Source organism: Pseudohongiella sp. (assembly GCF_040877505.1).
Taxonomy (GTDB): domain Bacteria; phylum Pseudomonadota; class Gammaproteobacteria; order Pseudomonadales; family Pseudohongiellaceae; genus Pseudohongiella.
In genome coordinates, this window is the sequence record NZ_JBBDNQ010000006.1 from 208,659 (window position 1) to 226,779 (window position 18,121).

General features: G+C 55.3%; 17 protein-coding genes. 13 read left to right on the plus strand and 4 right to left on the minus strand.

The window, feature by feature from the left end; all coding sequences use genetic code 11:
- From WD071_RS01050 to WD071_RS01065, 4 genes are all read left to right on the plus strand, one after another.
- The gene (locus tag WD071_RS01050) at nucleotides 1–1,359 is read left to right on the plus strand and encodes an HlyD family secretion protein (RefSeq protein ID WP_368046429.1); all 1,359 of its coding nucleotides are present in this window, start codon (nucleotides 1–3) and stop codon (nucleotides 1,357–1,359) included.
- Nucleotides 1,356–3,434, plus strand: a complete 2,079-nt coding sequence (locus tag WD071_RS01055) for a peptidase domain-containing ABC transporter (RefSeq protein WP_368046430.1) — start codon at nucleotides 1,356–1,358, stop codon at nucleotides 3,432–3,434. Before WD071_RS01050 ends, WD071_RS01055 begins: the two co-directional genes overlap by 4 nt.
- Before the next feature lie 52 nt (nucleotides 3,435–3,486).
- The gene (locus tag WD071_RS01060; RefSeq protein WP_368046682.1) at nucleotides 3,487–3,969 is read left to right on the plus strand and encodes an N-acetyltransferase family protein; all 483 of its coding nucleotides are present in this window, start codon (nucleotides 3,487–3,489) and stop codon (nucleotides 3,967–3,969) included.
- A 117-nt stretch (nucleotides 3,970–4,086) separates the two neighbouring features.
- Entirely contained in the window at nucleotides 4,087–4,896 is an 810-nt protein-coding gene (locus WD071_RS01065) for a glutathione S-transferase family protein (RefSeq protein ID WP_368046431.1), read from the plus strand.
- A gap of 33 nt (nucleotides 4,897–4,929) precedes the next feature.
- Here WD071_RS01065 and nth read toward each other — a convergent pair whose 3' ends face one another.
- From nth to WD071_RS01085, 4 genes are read right to left on the minus strand one after another with little or no spacing between them, the layout of a single operon-like run.
- Entirely contained in the window at nucleotides 4,930–5,568 is a 639-nt protein-coding gene (nth, locus tag WD071_RS01070) for an endonuclease III (RefSeq protein WP_368046432.1), read from the minus strand.
- Nucleotides 5,565–5,735, minus strand: a complete 171-nt coding sequence (locus tag WD071_RS01075; protein ID WP_368046433.1) for a hypothetical protein — start codon at nucleotides 5,733–5,735, stop codon at nucleotides 5,565–5,567. The genes nth and WD071_RS01075 overlap by 4 nt, the downstream gene beginning before the upstream one ends.
- Entirely contained in the window at nucleotides 5,732–6,607 is an 876-nt protein-coding gene (gene rsxB, locus WD071_RS01080; protein ID WP_368046434.1) for an electron transport complex subunit RsxB, read from the minus strand. The genes WD071_RS01075 and rsxB overlap by 4 nt, the downstream gene beginning before the upstream one ends.
- Complete coding sequence (locus WD071_RS01085) at nucleotides 6,604–7,194, minus strand: Rnf-Nqr domain containing protein (RefSeq protein WP_368046435.1); 591 nt, start codon at nucleotides 7,192–7,194, stop codon at nucleotides 6,604–6,606. Before WD071_RS01085 ends, rsxB begins: the two co-directional genes overlap by 4 nt.
- Nucleotides 7,195–7,374: 180 nt before the next feature.
- On the opposite strand from WD071_RS01085, the gene rubA reads away from it, so the two are divergent.
- The 9 genes from rubA (at nucleotide 7,375) to fliG (ending at nucleotide 18,114) form a co-directional block, all read left to right on the plus strand.
- Entirely contained in the window at nucleotides 7,375–7,542 is a 168-nt protein-coding gene (rubA, locus tag WD071_RS01090; protein ID WP_368046436.1) for a rubredoxin RubA, read from the plus strand.
- A gap of 165 nt (nucleotides 7,543–7,707) precedes the next feature.
- Entirely contained in the window at nucleotides 7,708–9,798 is a 2,091-nt protein-coding gene (gene metG / locus WD071_RS01095; RefSeq protein ID WP_368046437.1) for a methionine--tRNA ligase, read from the plus strand.
- 83 nt (nucleotides 9,799–9,881) lie between these two features.
- The gene (locus tag WD071_RS01100) at nucleotides 9,882–11,420 is read left to right on the plus strand and encodes a S1C family serine protease (RefSeq protein WP_368046438.1); all 1,539 of its coding nucleotides are present in this window, start codon (nucleotides 9,882–9,884) and stop codon (nucleotides 11,418–11,420) included.
- 85 nt (nucleotides 11,421–11,505) lie between these two features.
- Nucleotides 11,506–12,075 (plus strand): dCTP deaminase, encoded by a 570-nt coding sequence (gene dcd / locus WD071_RS01105; RefSeq protein ID WP_070115668.1) that lies wholly within the window; start codon nucleotides 11,506–11,508, stop codon nucleotides 12,073–12,075.
- A 213-nt stretch (nucleotides 12,076–12,288) separates the two neighbouring features.
- Nucleotides 12,289–13,557 carry a PAS domain-containing sensor histidine kinase gene (locus WD071_RS01110; protein WP_368046439.1) on the plus strand — a complete coding sequence of 423 codons (1,269 nt, stop codon included), beginning with the start codon at nucleotides 12,289–12,291 and terminating at the stop codon, nucleotides 13,555–13,557.
- Entirely contained in the window at nucleotides 13,554–14,969 is a 1,416-nt protein-coding gene (locus WD071_RS01115; protein ID WP_368046440.1) for a sigma-54-dependent transcriptional regulator, read from the plus strand. The genes WD071_RS01110 and WD071_RS01115 overlap by 4 nt, the downstream gene beginning before the upstream one ends.
- Nucleotides 14,970–14,987: 18 nt before the next feature.
- Nucleotides 14,988–15,365, plus strand: coding sequence for a flagellar hook-basal body complex protein FliE (gene fliE / locus WD071_RS01120; protein ID WP_368046441.1), 378 nt, complete (start codon nucleotides 14,988–14,990; stop codon nucleotides 15,363–15,365).
- Nucleotides 15,366–15,404: 39 nt separating this feature from the next.
- Entirely contained in the window at nucleotides 15,405–17,096 is a 1,692-nt protein-coding gene (gene fliF, locus WD071_RS01125) for a flagellar basal-body MS-ring/collar protein FliF (RefSeq protein ID WP_368046442.1), read from the plus strand.
- Nucleotides 17,089–18,114, plus strand: coding sequence for a flagellar motor switch protein FliG (gene fliG / locus WD071_RS01130; protein ID WP_368046444.1), 1,026 nt, complete (start codon nucleotides 17,089–17,091; stop codon nucleotides 18,112–18,114). Before fliF ends, fliG begins: the two co-directional genes overlap by 8 nt.
- Nucleotides 18,115–18,121 lie beyond the last annotated feature (7 nt).

The following is an 18,121-nucleotide window of genomic DNA, read 5'->3' on the forward strand; positions in this document are numbered from 1 at the left end:
ATGAGCACACCACTGTTTCGCCCGGAAGTGTTTGCTGCGCAACAAGGCTCAGGCTTTGGGCAAGCCGTATTCTATCAACCCCTGTCTGTCAAACTGATGGTTTTGGTTATGTTGGTCCTGTTTGCCTGCTTTGTGGCGTTTGCGGCCAGCGCGAACATAAAACAGACGGAGCGTGTCAGGGGTTATCTGACTTCAGCGGGAGGCGAAGTCAAGATCTATGGTAGTCGAACCGGGGTGCTGGCGGAGGTTCTGGTTAGTGAAGGCGAATTTGTTGAAGCCGGCACCGTTCTGGCTGTCGCGACAGACGCCCAGTTTGATCATCAGGGGCAGCAGGCGATGGCTACAGTCATGCAGCAGATTGATATCCAGTTGCAACAGCTGGCGCGCCGTAAAACCGTGCTCGCGTCCCGGTTCGAGGCGCAGGAAAAACAGATTCGCCAGCAACTGGTCGGCCTGCGCGACGCGCTGAATCTGTTAAAACAGGAACAGCAAATTCTTCTGCGCCGTGTGGTCCTTGCCGAACAGGATTACAACGCCAGTCAGCAGTTGTTGGCGGTCAAAACCATTTCCGAGCATGAGCACAGACAGGTCTCGTCGGCGCTCTATCTGTTGCAACAACAAGCCACGGCCGGGGAACTTGCCATTGCCAGACATTTGCAAACAATCGAGCAGGCCGAACAGCAGCTTGCACAGCAACCGTTGCTGGCCCGGGAGGAGCGGCTGGTTCTGGAAAACACCGTGTCGCAGTTACTGGCTCAGCGTCATGAAGTGCAGGCTCAGAGCAGATTCACGATCACAGCAACGCGCGATGGCATTGTGAGTAACTTTGTCATGCGCAGCGGCGATGTTATTGATCCGGGTGAACCAGTGTTGACCTTGCTGCATGCTGACAGGGAGCTTGAGGCCTGGCTGTATTTGCCCTCGCGTGCACTGGCGAATGTGCGTCCGGGCATTGCTGTCATGATTTCCTATGACGCGTATCCGTATCAAACCTATGGTAGCTTCCCGGCACGAATAGTCAGTGTTGCCGAATCGGTCATGGATCCCCGGGAATTCCTGTTCCCGGTTGACGTGCGCGAGCCGGTTTATCTGGCCAGAGCCCGCGTCGCTGATCAGAGCCTCAGCGAAAATAAGAGCCTCAGCGAAAATAAGAGCCTCAGCGAGAATAAGAGCCTCAGCAAGAATATGAGCCTCAGCGCTACCAGCAGCCTCAGCGAGGACAAGGCCATTGCCGCGAATGCAAGCTCCGGCAGGCAATTCAGGCCGGGCATGCAATTTTCGGCTGACATCGTGACCGGAGAACAAACCGTCCTGCAAAAGCTGATCTCGCCTATGAGTGATCTGGGCAGGCGCCTGTGATCAGTTCACTGTTTGGCAGGCAAAATACCCTGCCTCTGATTCTGCAGGCCGAGCGAGCAGAATGTGGACTGGCCTGCATTGCCATGATCTCCGGTTATTTCGGCCAGAAGACCGATTTGAACAGTTTAAGGCGTGATTATCCTGTATCGGCCCGTGGCGCAAGTCTGGCTGATGTCATGGCAACTGCGCAAAGCCTGCAGATCAGCCCAAGACCACTGAAGCTGGATCTTGATGATTTGCGAAACCTGCAAGTTCCGGCGATATTGCACTGGGACATGACACATTTTGTTGTGCTGAAACGCGTCAGTCGCAAAGGTGTGGTGATACATGATCCGGCGATCGGTGTGCGCAGCTATACTCTCGCGGAGTGCAGCCGACATTTTACCGGCGTTGCTCTGGAGGTGACGCCCGGCCTAGAGTTTGTTGCGCAAACCCGGACGTTGCAATCCCGCCTGACGGATTTGTTTCGCAAGTATCCCGGTTTCTACCTGGCTGTCGGTCAATTGTTTGTGTTGTCGCTGTTTCTGCAGCTTGCGTCGATTGGCAGCGCTTTCTATATGCAGCTGGTCATTGATGAGGGTCTGGCGAAGCAGGATCGTGACATAGTTGGTGTGTTGGCGATCGGATTTTTCCTGCTGGCATTGAGTAACGTTGCCATGACCTTTGCGCGTTCGACCGTGCAACTATATTTTTCCAACCAGCTCGGCTTTCAAATGGCAGGTAATGTGTTCAATCATTTGCTGAGTCTGCCCGTCGATTATTTTGCCAAACGCCATGTCGGTGACCTGGTGTCACGCTTTGGTTCGATTCGCGAAATCCGGCGCATTATCACTGAAGATCTGATCACCGTCGTTCTTGATGGGGCTTTTGCCCTGATAACACTGGCAGTGATGTTCTATTTCAGCCCGTTGCTGGCGTTTGTCGTGCTCGGTTTTGTCGGATTGGTCACGGTGTTGAAGCTGGGGTTGATCCCCAGAATTCAGACTATGCAGGAACAGATCATTGTCGCCGAAGCGAAGACCAGCACAAGCCTGATGGAGAATATGCGGACCATAGAAATAATAAAATTCTATTGTCGCGAACTTCAGCGGTTGACCTTATGGCGTAACCTGTACGCTGAACAGATCAATACCCAGGTCGCTTTGAGCCGTTTTACCATCAACCTTGATGCGATTTATGGATTGCTGTTCGCACTGGAGAATATCCTGGTGATTTATCTGGCCGCAATGCTGGTGCTTGATGGTGAAATCACCCTGGGTTTTCTCACTGCGTTTATCGCATTAAAAGGCAATTTTTCCACCTCGATACGCTCGTTCGTGGAAAAGGTGGTACAGATACGACTGGTAAAATTGCAACTCGAGCGGGTATCGGATATCAGTTGTGCAGAGAAAGAGGTTGAGTCGTTGAATCTGCCGGTCATTCGCAAACCGGTGGAGGGAACGTTGAGCCTGGCGCAAGTAAGTTATACGTATCCGGGCACTGACAGCGAAACGCTGAGCGATATCAGTGTCGATCTGCAGCCCGGTGAGATGCTTGCCATTGCCGGGCCGTCAGGTTCAGGCAAATCAACCCTGATGAAAATCATGGCAGGGCTGTTACCCGCCCAGCGTGGAGTCGTCAGCGTAAACGGTACAGACATCAGGCAGGTGGGGCTGCGCCAGTTTCGTGACTGTTGTGCGGGCGTGCTGCAAGGTGATCAGTTGCTCTCCGGCACCATCATGGACAATATTACGCTGTTCGCAGGCGATGTTGATTACGACAGAGTGGAGCAGGCAGCGGCGATGGCTCACATTGATGACTTTGTCAGCCACCTGCCAATGGGGTATAACAGTCTGATCGGTGATATGGGGTCAATCATGTCTGCCGGTCAGGGACAGCGGATCTTGCTGGCACGGGCATTTTACAAGCCGGCGCGATTTCTTTTTCTTGACGAAGCAACGGCGAATCTGGATCCTGCTACCGAAGCGGCGATACTGGAGCAGTTACGTAAACTGGATGCCAGCATCGTGTTTGTGACTCACAGGCCGGCGCCGCTGGAAATGGCAGATCGTGTGATTCGTCTGACGGCTGCGTGAAAAATCACCATCAGAAAATAATGAGACTAGTGTGGAAAAAAATTCAGAAAAAATGACAATTCGTCCGGCCGTGATCAATGATGTGCCGGTCATACTGGCGTTCGTACGTGAGCTGGCGATTTATGAAAAGCTGTTGCATGAAGTTGTTGCAACCGAGGCCTTGTTTACCGACTACCTGTTTGGCGACAGACCGGTTGCCGAGGTGATCATCGCCGAGTGGGAGCACAAACCTGTCGGATTTGCTTTGTTCTTCCCCAATTTCTCTACATTTCTGGGCCGCCCCGGCATCTACCTGGAAGATCTGTTTGTGCTCACGGAGATGCGCGGGAAAGGTATTGGCAAAGCGATGCTGACCTATCTGGCGCATCTGACCCGTCAGCGTCAGGGCGGTCGGCTGGAGTGGTCGGTGCTGGACTGGAATGAACCCGCCATCAGGTTCTACCGTTCCATCGGCGCCGTTGCCATGGATGACTGGACGGTGCAGCGCCTGACGGGTGACGCGCTTGAAGCCCTGGCCGCTCAGCATAAAGGCTGATGGTATTGACCGCTTGACTGGGATACGATGGGTTGCGCGTGCTGACCAACAGTCGGGCACTGATCAAGTGGCTGTTGAAACAGCATATCGGAAATGGATTGTGACGGAGAGTACAACATGCGTGGAAATATCGGGGCAATAAAATCAATGATGTTTGTCGGCCTGTTCAGTGTCGGCGTGGCCGGTCTGGCTGCATTCACACCGGGTGGTCAGGCCACTGCTCAGACCAGCACCGGCGAGAGCACCATGCCGATGCCGGAATTTACCATCTATCACCTGGAAGGTCGGCGATCCGAACGTCTGGTATGGATGATGGAAGAGCTGGGGCTGCCGTACAACCTTGCTTTTGAACGCGGCGACCTGATGGCGTCCATGGCGGCCATTCGTGCCATCAACCCGGGCATGCCGGTGGCGCCGACAGTGACCTATGGGAATCAGGTGCTGGTCGAATCAGGTGCCATCATGGAAATGATTCTGGCACGCCATGGTGATGGCCAGCTGGTGCCGCCGCTGGATTCGCCTGATTTCGCGACCCACCTGATGTGGATGCATTATTCGGAAGGGTCACTGGCCGCACGTGCGATTGCGGATTACCGGGTCTGGCAGATACAGCCACCGACACAACGCTCGCCGCTCGTTGACTCCGAACAGGTGGTGCAATTTGCTGAAGATTTCCTGACTGACAAACCCTGGTTCGGTGGCGCTGACTTTTCGGCTGCCGACATCATGATGTTATTTCCACTGAATTTTGCTTTCCAGCTGAACATTGTTGATGCCGGATTGTTCCCGCAAACTACCGCGTGGATGGAAAAAGTTCAGGCCCGGCCGGCCTATCAACGCATGCTGGAAAAGGCGCGGCCAGATGGCATGGTGGGCTCTCTGCCAGCGCTGCCGGCACACGCACCGTCAGGACCGCGCAACCGCTGACCGGCAGGAAGCCCGTTACCGGCTGAACCAGCCTCAGTCTACCGGGGTTTTCTGCCGGTATTCGCATAAATCGTAGATCACGCAGGCCGCGCAACGCGGCTTGCGTGCGATGCAGATATACCTGCCGTGCAGAATCAACCAGTGGTGCGCATCCAGCAGATAGTCTGCAGGCACCAGGCGCATCAGTCTTTTCTCCACTTCCAGCACGTTCTTGCCAGGTGCGATACCGGTGCGGTTGGCGACCCTGAAAATGTGAGTGTCTACGGCCATCGCGGCCTGCCGGAAGGCGGTGTTGAGTACAACATTGGCAGTCTTGCGGCCAACTCCGGGCAATGCCTCAAGCGCCTCACGGGTGTCCGGTACCACGGAGTTGTGTTGTTCAACCAGGGCGGCGCAGGTTTTGATAATGTTTTCGGCCTTGGTGTTGAACAGGCCGATTGTCTTGATGTAAGTTTTCAGACCATCCACGCCCAGTGCCAGAATCGCCTCCGGTGTGTTCGCGATCGGGTAGAGTTTTCGTGTGGCCTTGTTGACACCGACGTCGGTGGCCTGCGCAGAAAGAATGACGGCGATCAACAATTCGAAGGTGGAGCTGTATTCCAGCTCAGTTACCGGATTGGGGTTCTCCGTGTGCAGCCGCCGGAAGATCTCCAGGCGTTTTTCTCTGTTCATGAAATTTTACCTGTCACACGTACACGTATGGACGGATCAACCTGGTCAGCGTCCGGTTCACGTTGGTGGCGACCACTCAGCAGTCTGTACCCGGCTGTCAGCAAACCGGCCATGATGAAACCAAGAGGCACCAGGAGCCATAAAAGCTCGCCCGTAAAAATGCTCATTCTGTCTGCTCCGGCGTGCCTGGTTTGTTGTCAGCCTGCAATGCGGCTTTGCGCGCTCGCGTTCGCGCAACCGCGGCTGCAATTTCCGCCTGGATCTGCGCCTGGGTTTTGCCTGCCACCGATGTAGCGGCATTAGTCTTGGCCGGGTCATGTCGTGAAACGGATTCGCCATCGGCCAGGGCTTTGGTTTTGCTTTGAAGTTTCTGCAATTTGCGCTCCTGCAGCGCCAGAGCATCATGTTGGCTGCGTGCCTGGTGGCGTTCAAAGCGTTGCTGCCAGTGTGCAGAGTCGGCGTCAGTATACGCCTGTCCCTGTCCCTGTCCCTGTCCCTGTCCCTGTCCCTGCCCTTGGGCTTCGGGCAGCGACACCATATCGATGCAATCGACAGGGCAGGGCTCAACACAAAGATCGCAACCTGTGCAGTCCCGCACGATAACCGTATGCATGCGTTTGGGGGCTCCCACGATGGCGTCCACCGGACAGGCCTGGATGCATTTGGTACAGCCGATACACTCATGCTCGCGGATAAAGGCAACCTTGCGTTCGGATTCGACACCGTGGCGCGGATCCAGTGGCAGTAACGGTTGCTCCAGCAGGTTTGCCAGCCGCCGGATGGTGTTGGCACCGCCAGGTGGACAGCGGTTGATGGCGGCACCGGTGCTGATGGCCTCCGCATAAGGGCGGCAGCCGGGGTGTCCGCACTGTCCGCACTGCGTTTGTGGCAGCAAAGCGTTGATGCGCTCGATAATATCTGAGCGCTTGCCGGCGGCACTGCCTGTTGCCCTGGAGCGGGTCAGCCGTTTGTACAGGGCCATGCAAACGATGGCCAGTGCGGCGATATAAACCAGCAAAACAACCCAGGCCGCCATCATGAAGCCAGCCCCCGCGCGGGACTGAGTACAATCAGAGCAAGAATGCCTGCGGATATCAGTTCAACAGGCAAGCCCCGCCAGGAACCGGGGACATCGGGAGCGTTCAGATGACGGCGCAGGCCGCCAAAAATTACTACTGATGTAACAATGCCGACGGCCGCGCCGAATACCCAGGCCAGGGTTGGCCAACGCAGAAAATCCGGGCTTGCCAGCAACAGGATACTGGCAAGAATGGTGGCCTCCAGCGCGGCAACCGGCAGCAGCAGGCGCAAGCGTCGATACTGCAGGGTAAAGTGGGTGCGTATCAGAGCAGTGACTGGTAATAACAAAAATCCCGCCGTGACTGCAGGCAGTGCGACACTCAGCCAGGGTGGCAGCGTCATGCCTGCAAATTGGGCTGCGACAGCGAGGACACTCATGCTGAGCAGTGTTGTCATGACCAGCAATCCGGCGGCATTCAGGGCGAACAACATGGCCACACCCGGATTGTGAAGGGGGCTGAACCACGAAGCCGGGCCCGTTATTCGACTGAGACCGACACAGTTGATCAGTGCGATGGTCGCCAGCACTACATAGAATTCATTCACGCGTTGATCGCTTTAAATCAGGTTTGCAGGGTTAGGGCGCAGTTTAGCATGGCCCATGCTTTTGCCCATAACGGCCCTGATCAAGTATCATCTGCACCCCGGTACCCGGCACTGGCAGCCAGTGGGAGAGGGTACGCTGATTTAAAACCTGAACTGACAGACAGAGAATGGCCCCGGAATATGAAAAAATGGCAGTGTATTGTTTGTGGACTGATTTATGACGAAGCCGAAGGCTGGCCTGATGATGGCATCGCACCCGGTACTGCGTGGGAGGATGTGCCCGATGACTGGATGTGCCCTGAGTGCGGCGTCGGTAAAGAAGATTTTGAAATGATTGAACAGCCCTGAGCGCGAAAACAGTCTTGAGCGAATTAACAGCCTTGAGCGAATTAACAGCCTTGAGCTTAGAAACAGCCCTGAGCGGATAAACAGCCCTGAGCGGATAAACAGCCTTGAGCGGATAAACAGCCTTGAGCGCATAAAAGCCCTGGCTTTAAAAAAGGAAACAACACTGTGTCAAACCGTAAAATTCTCGTCACCAGCGCCTTACCATACGCCAATGGCCCCATCCACCTGGGTCACGTGCTGGAGGCGGTGCAGACCGACATCTGGGTGCGTTTTCAGAAATTGCGTGGCGAGGACTGTGTCTATGTCTGCGCTGATGACGCTCACGGCACGGCCATCATGTTGCGCGCTGAGAATGAAGGCATCACCCCCGAGCAGTTGATTGACCGGGTACGTTCCGAACACAAAGCCGACTATGATGGTTTTCTGATCGACTTCGACAATTACCATTCCACACATTCGCAGGAGAACCGGCATTATTCGGAGTCAATCTACAAAGCACTGCGCGCCAATAACAGGATCAATGTCCGCACCATCAAGCAATTGTTTGACCCGGAGAAAGAGCTGTTTCTGGCGGACCGCTTTGTCAAGGGAAGCTGCCCCAAATGCCGAACACCCGATCAATACGGGGACAACTGCGAAGCCTGTGGTGCCACGTACACGCCCGCTGAACTGATTGAACCGTATTCCACTCTGTCGGGTGCGACACCGGTCGAACGCGAATCCGAGCATTACTTCTTCCGCTTGCCGGAATTCACCGACATGCTCAAAGCCTGGACCCGAAGTGGCACTCTGCAGGATCAGGTCGCCAACAAACTCAGCGAATGGCTGGACTCGGGACTGCAGGAATGGGATATCAGCCGCGATGCGCCGTATTTCGGTTTTGAAATCCCGGATGCACCTGGCAAGTACTTCTACGTCTGGCTGGATGCACCTATCGGTTATATGGCCAGTTTTCAGAATCTGTGCGAGCGCAGTGAGTACAATTTTGATGACTATTGGAAGCCTGGTTGTGATACCGAGCTGTACCATTTCATCGGCAAAGACATCATCAATTTTCATGCGCTGTTCTGGCCGGCCATGCTCAGCGATGCCGGCTACCGCACACCAACGGCGGTGTTTGCTCACGGTTTCATGACCGTCAATGGCAAAAAGATGTCCAAATCACGTGGTACATTTATCAATGCCGGGACTTACCTGGCGCATCTGGACCCGGAATACCTGCGTTATTTTCTGGCCTCACGCCTCGGGGCGGGGGTGGATGACCTTGATCTGAGCTTCGACGAATTCAGCCAAAAAGTGAATGCCGACCTGGTTGGCAAGGTGGTCAATATCGCCAGCCGCTGCGCCGGCTTCATTGCCCGTGGCTTCGACGGGAAACTGTCAGAGCAACCGTCAAACCCGGCATTGCTTGCTGAATGTCAGAGCGCTGCCAGCGACATCGCCAGTGCCTTCGAGCAGCGTGAATTCAGCAAGGCTGTGCGCCAGATCATGGCATTGGCCGACAAGGGCAACCAGTATATTGCTGAGCAGCAGCCCTGGGTACTGGCGAAACAGAATCCGCAAGACCCGGCAGTGCAGGCGATCTGCACAACAGGTATCAATCTGTTTCGTCTGTTGATGATCTACCTGAAACCGGTATTGCCGGCGATGGCGAACAAGGCGGAAACCTTTCTGAATGCAGAGGTATCGAGCTGGGCGGATGTTGACCGCCTGCTGCTGGGGCACCGGATAAACGCGTTTACGTCGATGATGACACGTGTCGACCCGGCCAGCATCGACGCCCTGCTGGCCGCGAGCCGCGCTGAAGTCAAAGAGGCGGTGAACAGCCCTGAGCGAGGAAACAGCCCTGAGCGAGGAAACAGCCCTGAGCCGATAAACAGCCCTGAGCCCATCGCCAACGAACCCATTGCCGACGAGATCGAGTTTGCTGACTTCGTCAAGGTTGACCTCCGGGTGGCTCTCATATCAGCAGCGGCCTACGTAGACGGCGCCGACAAACTTCTGCAACTGACCCTGGACCTTGGTCCTGGTCAGGATGGCAGCCCCGTTCAGCGCAACGTCTTCTCCGGTATTCGTTCCGCCTACAAACCAGCGGACCTGGAAGGGCGACTCACCGTGGTGGTGGCAAACCTCAAGCCACGCAAGATGAAATTCGGGCTTTCTGAGGGTATGGTGCTGGCGGCCGGTCCCGGAGGCGCCGATATCTGGCTGCTCAGCCCTGATCAAGGGGCACAACCGGGAATGCGTATTTTATAAAAGCATTTGACGCCGGAGCGATTTTTCGGGTTTACTCGGTCAACGGTCCGGTACACATAATATAAACGACAAGGGGATATCTGATGGCTGCAGCAGACTCTGCCGCAATCGCGACGCGGCAATCTCTGTCTGCGGCGCTGGTTTTTTGCTGGCTGCTCCTGGTCAGCAGCGCAGCCAGTGCACAGATCAGCGAAGAAATCCGTGAAATAGAAAGCTCTATTGTTAAAATTTATACAACGGCTGCTGCGCCCGACTACTTTACCCCATGGCGCCTGTTGACACCCTCGCAAAGCAGTGGCTCCGGCGCTGTCGTAGACGGGCAGCGTATTCTTACCAATGCCCATGTGGTTGCCAATGCCAGCTACGTTCAGGTGCAAAAGCACAACGACCCGCAGCGTTATCAGGCAAGCGTGCGGTTTGTTTCACACGCGTCCGATCTTGCCCTGCTTGAGGTTGAAGATCCGGCATTTTTCGATGACACACCAGCGCTTGCTATCGGCGACTTGCCGGAGCCCAACACGGAGGTATTTGTGTTTGGTTATCCGGTTGGTGGGCGCACCCTGAGTGTCACCAAAGGCATTTTGTCCCGGGTAGAGCAACAGGTCTATGCACATTCTGGTGAATACCTGCTGGCCGGTCAGATCGACGCGGCAATAAACCCGGGCAACAGTGGCGGGCCGGTGATCGTTGACGGCAAAATCACAGGCGTGGTCATGCAATCGGCGGCCGGCGGGCGCACTGAGGCGCTGGGCTATTTTGTGCCCCCTGATATATTGCGTCACATGCTGACGGACGCCCGCGATGGCCGCTACGATGGTTTTCCCGATCTGGGCTTCCGCAGCCAGGATCTTGAAAGTCCCGCCGCCAAGGCCGCTTATGGCCTGCAGGAGGACCAGAGCGGGGTGCTGGTGATCAAGGTGTTCAGCAATTCGCCGGCCGATGGCATTCTGCAGGAGAATGATGTGGTACTGAGCATTGACGGAGTGGCTATCGCCGGAGACAGCACCATCAGCCTGAGCCGTACACTGCAGACAAATTACAAACACGCGATCGATCTCAAACAGATTGGTGAAGACGTCGAGCTGACGCTGTCACGTCATGGTGAGGTGCGCACGGTCACGCTGACCGCGCAACGGCGGCAGGAAAACTACAGCCTGGTCCGGGCGGAGGAATTCGACGCACTGCCTGAATACTACATTTACGGTGGTATCCTGTTTGTGCCGCTGAACATGAACCTGATCAAGCGCTGGGGTGCCGACTGGACGCGCAGTGCTCCGGTAAATCTGCTGCATGCGCGCAGTCAATGGAGTTCACCAGAGCGTCGGGAAATGGTGGTGGCGCTGCAGGTACTGGCGGCCGACGTGAACCTGGGTTATCACGATGTCCGGAACTGGATTGTAGATACCATCAATGGCGAGCCGGTGCGCGATTTTTATGATTTTGTCCGACAACTGCGTGATAACAACGATGAGTTCGTGGTGTTTCGTAGCGATTCCGGTTTTCAGCTGGTCGTAGATCATGACGAAGCGATCACCAGCGAAGGCGATATTCTGCAGCGCTACCGGATTCCGGCAAGCTACTCCGAGGGGCTGTTCGACGAACCCCGGCTGGTAGCACAGTAACGGCTTTTTGTATCTCCCCTATAGTGAACTGAGGCGCAATCCATCGTATGATTGCGCCTGGTTTTTTTTTGAGGCAGGACACAGTATGAGTATCAAGTCTGACCGATGGATTCGTGAAATGGCGCAGAAACACGGCATGATTGAGCCGTTCGAGCCGGGCCAGGTGCGTTATATAGACGGCAACAAGGTTATCTCGTATGGCACCTCCAGCTACGGTTACGATGTTCGTTGCGCGTCAGAATTCAAGATTTTCACCAATGTACACACGACCAGTGTGGTGGATCCGAAAAATTTTGATGAAAGCAGCTTTGTCAGCATCGATGAACCTTACTGCATCATTCCGCCGAATTCCTTTGCGCTGGCCAGAACCGTGGAATATTTCCGCATACCCAGTGATGTGTTGACGGTCTGCCTGGGCAAATCCACCTATGCCCGCTGCGGTATCATTGTCAACGTTACGCCACTGGAACCGGAGTGGGAAGGGCATGTAACGCTTGAGTTCTCCAACACCACGACTTTGCCTGCCAAGATATACGCCAATGAAGGTGTGGCGCAGATGCTTTTCTACCAGTCAGACGAGCAGTGCGAGGTCACTTACAAACAGCGTGGTGGCAAATACATGGGGCAGACCGGCGTTACTACGCCCAGGGTTTGACTGTTCGTCAATCTGCCCGTCAATCTGCTCGTCTTCTGCATCAAGCCCGCGTCAATGAATCGTCCTGCCTCCTGTTGGCGCGGTCAAATATTTGACCTTGCCGTCGATTAAAATACATAACCCGTTGATATTTATATTTATAAATAGATGGCATAGACATTGCTTTCTCAATCCTGATACCAGATTAAACATAATCAACAGGATCAGGCATCAATGGCGCTCTCCAGACTACAATCCGTTCAACAGATTTCCGATGCTCAGCGTGACCATCACGGGGCCAAGGCCCTTGAGCTGGCATTCAAGGCGTTCAATGAGATATCCGGTGAGCTGTCACATAGCTACCAGGTCCTCGAAAACCGGGTTCTTGACCTGACCCGTGAGCTGGAAGCCGCCAATGCGCAACGATTGCGCGAGTTATCGGAAAAAGAGCGTATAGCCCGTCGCCTGCAGAATTTACTGCAGCTGTTACCCGGCGGTGTACTGGTGCTCAACGGCAAGGGCGTGGTCTCCGAGTGCAACGCCGCTGCCGTGGCCCTGCTGGGTGAACCACTGACGGGTTTACCCTGGGTCAATATTATTCGCGACCGCTTTGCACCGCGCAGTGACGATGGTCATGAAATATCCCTGGGCAATGGCAAGCGCGTCAGTTTGTTGTCGCGTTCGCTTGAGGAAGAGCCCGGCCAGATTATCCTGATAACCGACCAGACTGAAACCCGTCGCTTACAACAGCATCTGAGCCGCCATCAACGTCTGCTGGAAATGGGCAAGATGGTCTCGTCACTGGCACATCAGATCCGCACGCCGCTGTCAGCAGCAATGCTTTACGCGGGCAACCTGTCTGCGTCGGCGGACGGTGATCAGGGCCGTAACGTGCGCACGCATGAGCGGTTGATGTCGAGATTGCACAACATGGAGCGACAGGTGCGCGACATGCTGATTTTTGCCCGTGGTGAAGCCATTCTGGATGAAACACTGCCAGTCCATCAGATTCTCGACGAGGCGCGCGTGGCGGCGGATGTCATGCTGTGCCCCGATTCCAGACACGATGCGCTCAGCTGCGAGTGGGTCAATTCTCTCGCTGAGTGCCAGTTGTCATGCAATAAGGAATCGTTGATTGGCGCCTTATTGAATCTGCTGGAAAACGCTATCCAGAATGCGGGCAGCACCGTGCAGCTGCAGGTCAGAGCAGACCGTGCCGATGAGCAGGGCCTGATCCGTCTCTACGTGCAGGATAATGGTCCGGGTATCGATCCTGCTGTTATAGATCAGGTGACTGAAGCCTTCTATACCACGCGGGCACAAGGTACCGGGCTGGGGCTCGCGGTGGCTCAGGTTGTGGCGCGTGCCCATGGTGGCAGTTTTTTTATTGAAAATATTGCGGATAGCCATTCCGATTCCGACAACACCGGCGTACGGGCGGGATTTATTCTGCCCTGTGTTCACGACACAAACCGCGCCTCGGCAACAGGGAGCAGCAAATGAGCAAGGCGAGTATTCTGGTAGTGGAAGATAACTGGGACCTGCGTCAGGCCCTGAGTGATACGCTTGAGTATGCGGGTTACCAGGTCCAGACCACCGAATCGGGGGAGTCGGCATTGCAGATGCTGACACAATCGCGTGTTGACATGGTGGTGTCCGATATCAATATGGATGGCATGGACGGCCATGAATTGCTACAGCAGCTGCGCGCCAGGTTTCCGGTTATGCCGGTGGTACTGATCACCGCATTTGGCAGCATAGGCAGTTCGGTTCGTGCCATGAGAGAAGGGGCGGTTGACTATCTGCTGAAACCCTTCAAGCCGGAACAGCTGCTGGCTACCGTGGAAAAGTATCTGACCCAGAAAGTTGCGGGGCACTCGGAACCCATCGCTATCGAACCCTCCAGCCAGCAATTGCTGGGGCTGGCGAAGAAGGTGGCGCAGTCGGATGCGACCGTGCTGATCTCGGGCGAAAGCGGCACAGGCAAGGAAGTGCTGGCACAATACATTCATCAGCAATCAAAGCGTGCCAATGGTCCCTTTATTGCCATCAACTGTGCTGCGATCCCTGAAAACATGCTGGAAGCCACCTTGTTTGGTCATGAAAAGGGCTCGTTCACCGGTGCTTACCAAAGCAGTCCCGGCAAATTCGAGCAAGCCGAAGGTGGCACCATACTGCTTGATGAAATTTCGGAAATGGATATCGGCTTGCAGGCCAAGATTCTGCGGGTTCTGCAGGAGCGCGAAGTTGAGCGGCTGGGTAGTCGCAAGACCCTGCAGCTTGATGTGCGAGTGATCGCTACGACCAACCGGGATTTGCGAGCATGCGTGCGAGATGGCCGTTTCCGTGAGGATCTGTTCTACCGATTGAGTGTTTTTCCGTTGGCCTGGCAGCCATTGCGGCAGCGCCGTCAGGATATTGTGCCGCTGGCAGAACGTCTGCTGCAACAACATGCTGCGCGCATGGGGCGGGGAGTGACGACGCTGGACCAGCGTGCGAAACATGATCTGATGGCTTACGACTGGCCCGGCAATGTGCGGGAGCTGGACAATGTTCTGCAGCGGGCGCTGATAATTCAGGACGGCAACGTGATTTCCGCTGCCAGCCTTGCGCTGGTACCGGATCATGACGCTGCTGAACTGATGCCGGTTGCCACTGGGCAAAATGCTGAGTCACTGTCTCTGCACAATGACCAGCCTGAATTCTGGTCGGCAGGCAGTGATAAAGACAATCAGGTACTGGGCAACGATCTTAAACAGCGCGAGTTCGAGATTATTCTGCAGACCTTGAAAAAGCAGCGGGGACGGCGCAAGGAGACCGCTGAAGAACTGGGTGTAAGCGCGCGAACGCTGCGCTACAAACTGGCCCGCATGAGAGACTCGGGCATCAATATTGATTCGCTGGTTAGCGCATAAAAAAACGGAGAGACGCGAATGAATGGTGTAACCGATCGAGTAGATATCAATCAGTTGTTGACCCAGATGCGGGATATTCGAGGGCAGATGCAAACCCCCTCGATGCAGGCCCCGGACCTGAGCAATGCCGTCAACGAGGGGCGTGGCGTCGACGGCACCCAATCTTCAGAGCGGGTCGGATTCTCTGACATGCTCAAGCAGGCGGTGGATTCGGTCAATGAGACACAGATGCAGTCAAGCTCCCTGCAACGCGCATTTGAAATGGGTGATCCGGAAGTTGATATCACGCAGGTCATGATCCAGATGCAGAAGGCCAGTGTTTCATTTGAAGCCATGACACAAGTTCGCAACCGCCTGGTCAGTGCGTACCAGGACATCATGAATATGCCTATCTGATTGTCGGCAACGGGCACAATACACTAGCAGGGTAAGAACATGGCAACAGCAGATTCGGCGCAATCACAAAATGCACTGGTGCCCACAGAGGGCGCTCAAGGCTCTGCTTACAGCAGCAATTTCATGAAGGGTTTCAACAGCCTCAACCTGGTTCGGCAGGCCGGTTTGATGCTCGCGCTGGCCGCCAGTATTGCGCTGGGTTTCTCCGTAGTGCTGTGGTCACAGAAAGAGAGTTACCAGCCGCTGTATCCGAGCATGCAGGGTTTTGATACGGCAGCTCTGGTGCAGGTGATGGACACAGCCAGCATTCCTTATCGCATTGATCCGGCGTCCGGTGTGTTGTTGGTGCCCTCAGATTCGGTGGACTCGGTGCGCCTGCAGGTTGCCAGCGCCGGCGTCACGCGTGATAACGGTTATGGTTACGAATTTCTGGACCAGGAACAGAGCCTGGGCACCAGTCAGTTTATGGAGGAAAACCGGTATAAGCGCAGTATGGAAGGCGAGTTGCAACGCACTATTACCAGCTTCCGCCATGTTCAATCTGCACGCGTACATCTGGCCACGCCGGAGCGTTCGGTATTTGTACGCAACAGTCGCAAACCGACAGCGTCGGTTTTTCTGGCCTTGCATTCAGGACGTCAGCTATCTGATATTCAGGTGCAGGCTATTGCCAACCTGGTTGCCTCCAGTGTGCCGGAGATGATGCCCGAGGACGTCACCGTTGTTGATCAGATGGGCAATCTGTTGTCCCGCACCGGCGAAAATACCGAAATGATGATGGCAGCTGAGCAGTTTGCGTATGTACGTCGATACGAGGAAACGCTGGTCGGGCGGATCAATCGTATTCTGCATCCCTTGCTGGGGGCGGGCAGATTTACCGCCGAAGTTGCGGCTGATGTTGATTTCACCCGTACCGAACAGGCTGCGGAAACCTACAACCCGGAAGCCTCGGTTGTACGCAGCGAGCAGTCATTGAATGAGCGTCGGTCGACGGGTGATGTGATTGCGGGAATTCCGGGGGCGCTGTCCAATCAACCGCCGGGGGCGGCAACGGCACCGGAAACACTGGAGGGTGTCGAGGGTGAGGAAGCCGTCGCGGAGCCGGACAATATCCGATCGCAGGAAACCCGTAACTACGAAGTCGACAGGACCATCAGCTATACCAACTACGACCCGGTTTCCGTGCGTCGGTTGTCAGTGGCCGTTGTTATCGATGAACCTACCGGCGAGGCTGCACAGAGCTGGACTGCTGAGGATATGGAGCGTATCAGCGCGCTGGTGCGTGATGCAGTGGGGTATAGCGTTGAGCGTGGTGACAGTGTGACGGTTATCAACAAAGCGTTTGCGCAGTCTGAAGAAATGGCGGGTGTTGCCATGCCGTTCTGGCAGGCATCATGGTTTGCCCCCGCCCTGCGCCAGGCTGCTGCCGCGCTGTTTTTACTGATACTGGTGTTTGGCGTCCTGATGCCATCGCTTAAGCGCCTGACAGTTGCCGGTGGCGCCGGCCGCGCGGGCGCCAGCGATGCTTCAAGTGAACTCGGATATGCCGATATCAAGGCAGAGCACAAAATGAAAGAAGACTCGGTGACCCTGAGCGGGGGCGATGATATTCTACTGGCGGGGCCTGCCGAGAGTTACGAGCGGCAGCTGGGCGCAATCAAGGGCCTGGTGGCGGAAGATCCTGCGCGTGCAGCGCAAGTGGTAAAAAACTGGATTTCTAACGATGGCTGAGAATAACGCAATGGAGAATTCGGCCCGCAATGTCAGCTCGCTGGAGCGTGCGGCAATCCTGCTGATGAGTATGGGGGAAAAAGACGCCGCTGAAGTCCTGAAACAGATGGGACCGAAAGAAGTGCAGAAAGTCGGTGCTGCGATGTCCGCTCTCAAGTCGGTATCCCAGGATACCGTGTCTTCAGTGTTGAACCTGTTTTTGGCTGAATGCGGCGCCCAGAGTGGCCTGGGCGTGGGATCAGAAAACTACATTCGTAATATGCTGACCGAAGCGCTCGGTGAGGAGCGCGCGCGCGGCTTTCTCGACCGGATTCTGCTGGGTGGCTCAAGTTCCGGCATTAACAGCCTGAAGTGGATGGATCCGCGCTCGGTGGCCGATGTCATCCGTCAGGAACATCCACAGATTCAGGCCGTTGTGCTTAGCTACCTGGAACCGGATCAATCAGCCAATATTCTGGGCAATTTTCCGGAGAAAGTCCGACTGGAAATCATGATGCGTATCGCTGCACTGGAAAGCGTGCAACCGGAGGCCCTGAAAGAGCTCAACCTGATTCTGGAAAAACAGTTCTCAGGCAAAGGCTCAAACCCGTCGACATCCATCGGCGGACGCAAAACGGCCGCGGAAATCATGAATAACCTTGACGGTGCAGTTGAACAGGAGTTGATGCAGTCAATCAAGGATGTTGATGAAGACCTCGGTAATCAGATTCAGGATCTGATGTTCGTCTTCGACAACCTGCGCGAAGTCGAAGACCGGGGCATTCAGGCGCTGTTGCGCGAAGTGTCTTCCGAGGTGCTGATTCTGGCATTGAAGGGCGCAGACGATTATCTGAAAGAAAAATTCTTTGCCAACATGTCCAAACGTGCGGCGGAATTGCTGCGCGACGATCTCGAGGCCAAGGGTCCGGTACGAATCGTTGAAGTTGAAGCTGCACAGAAAGAAATTCTGGTCGTGGCGCGCCGAATGGCGGATGCCGGTGAGATACAGCTTGGTGGTGGCGGTGAGGCCATGATCTGATGAGGAC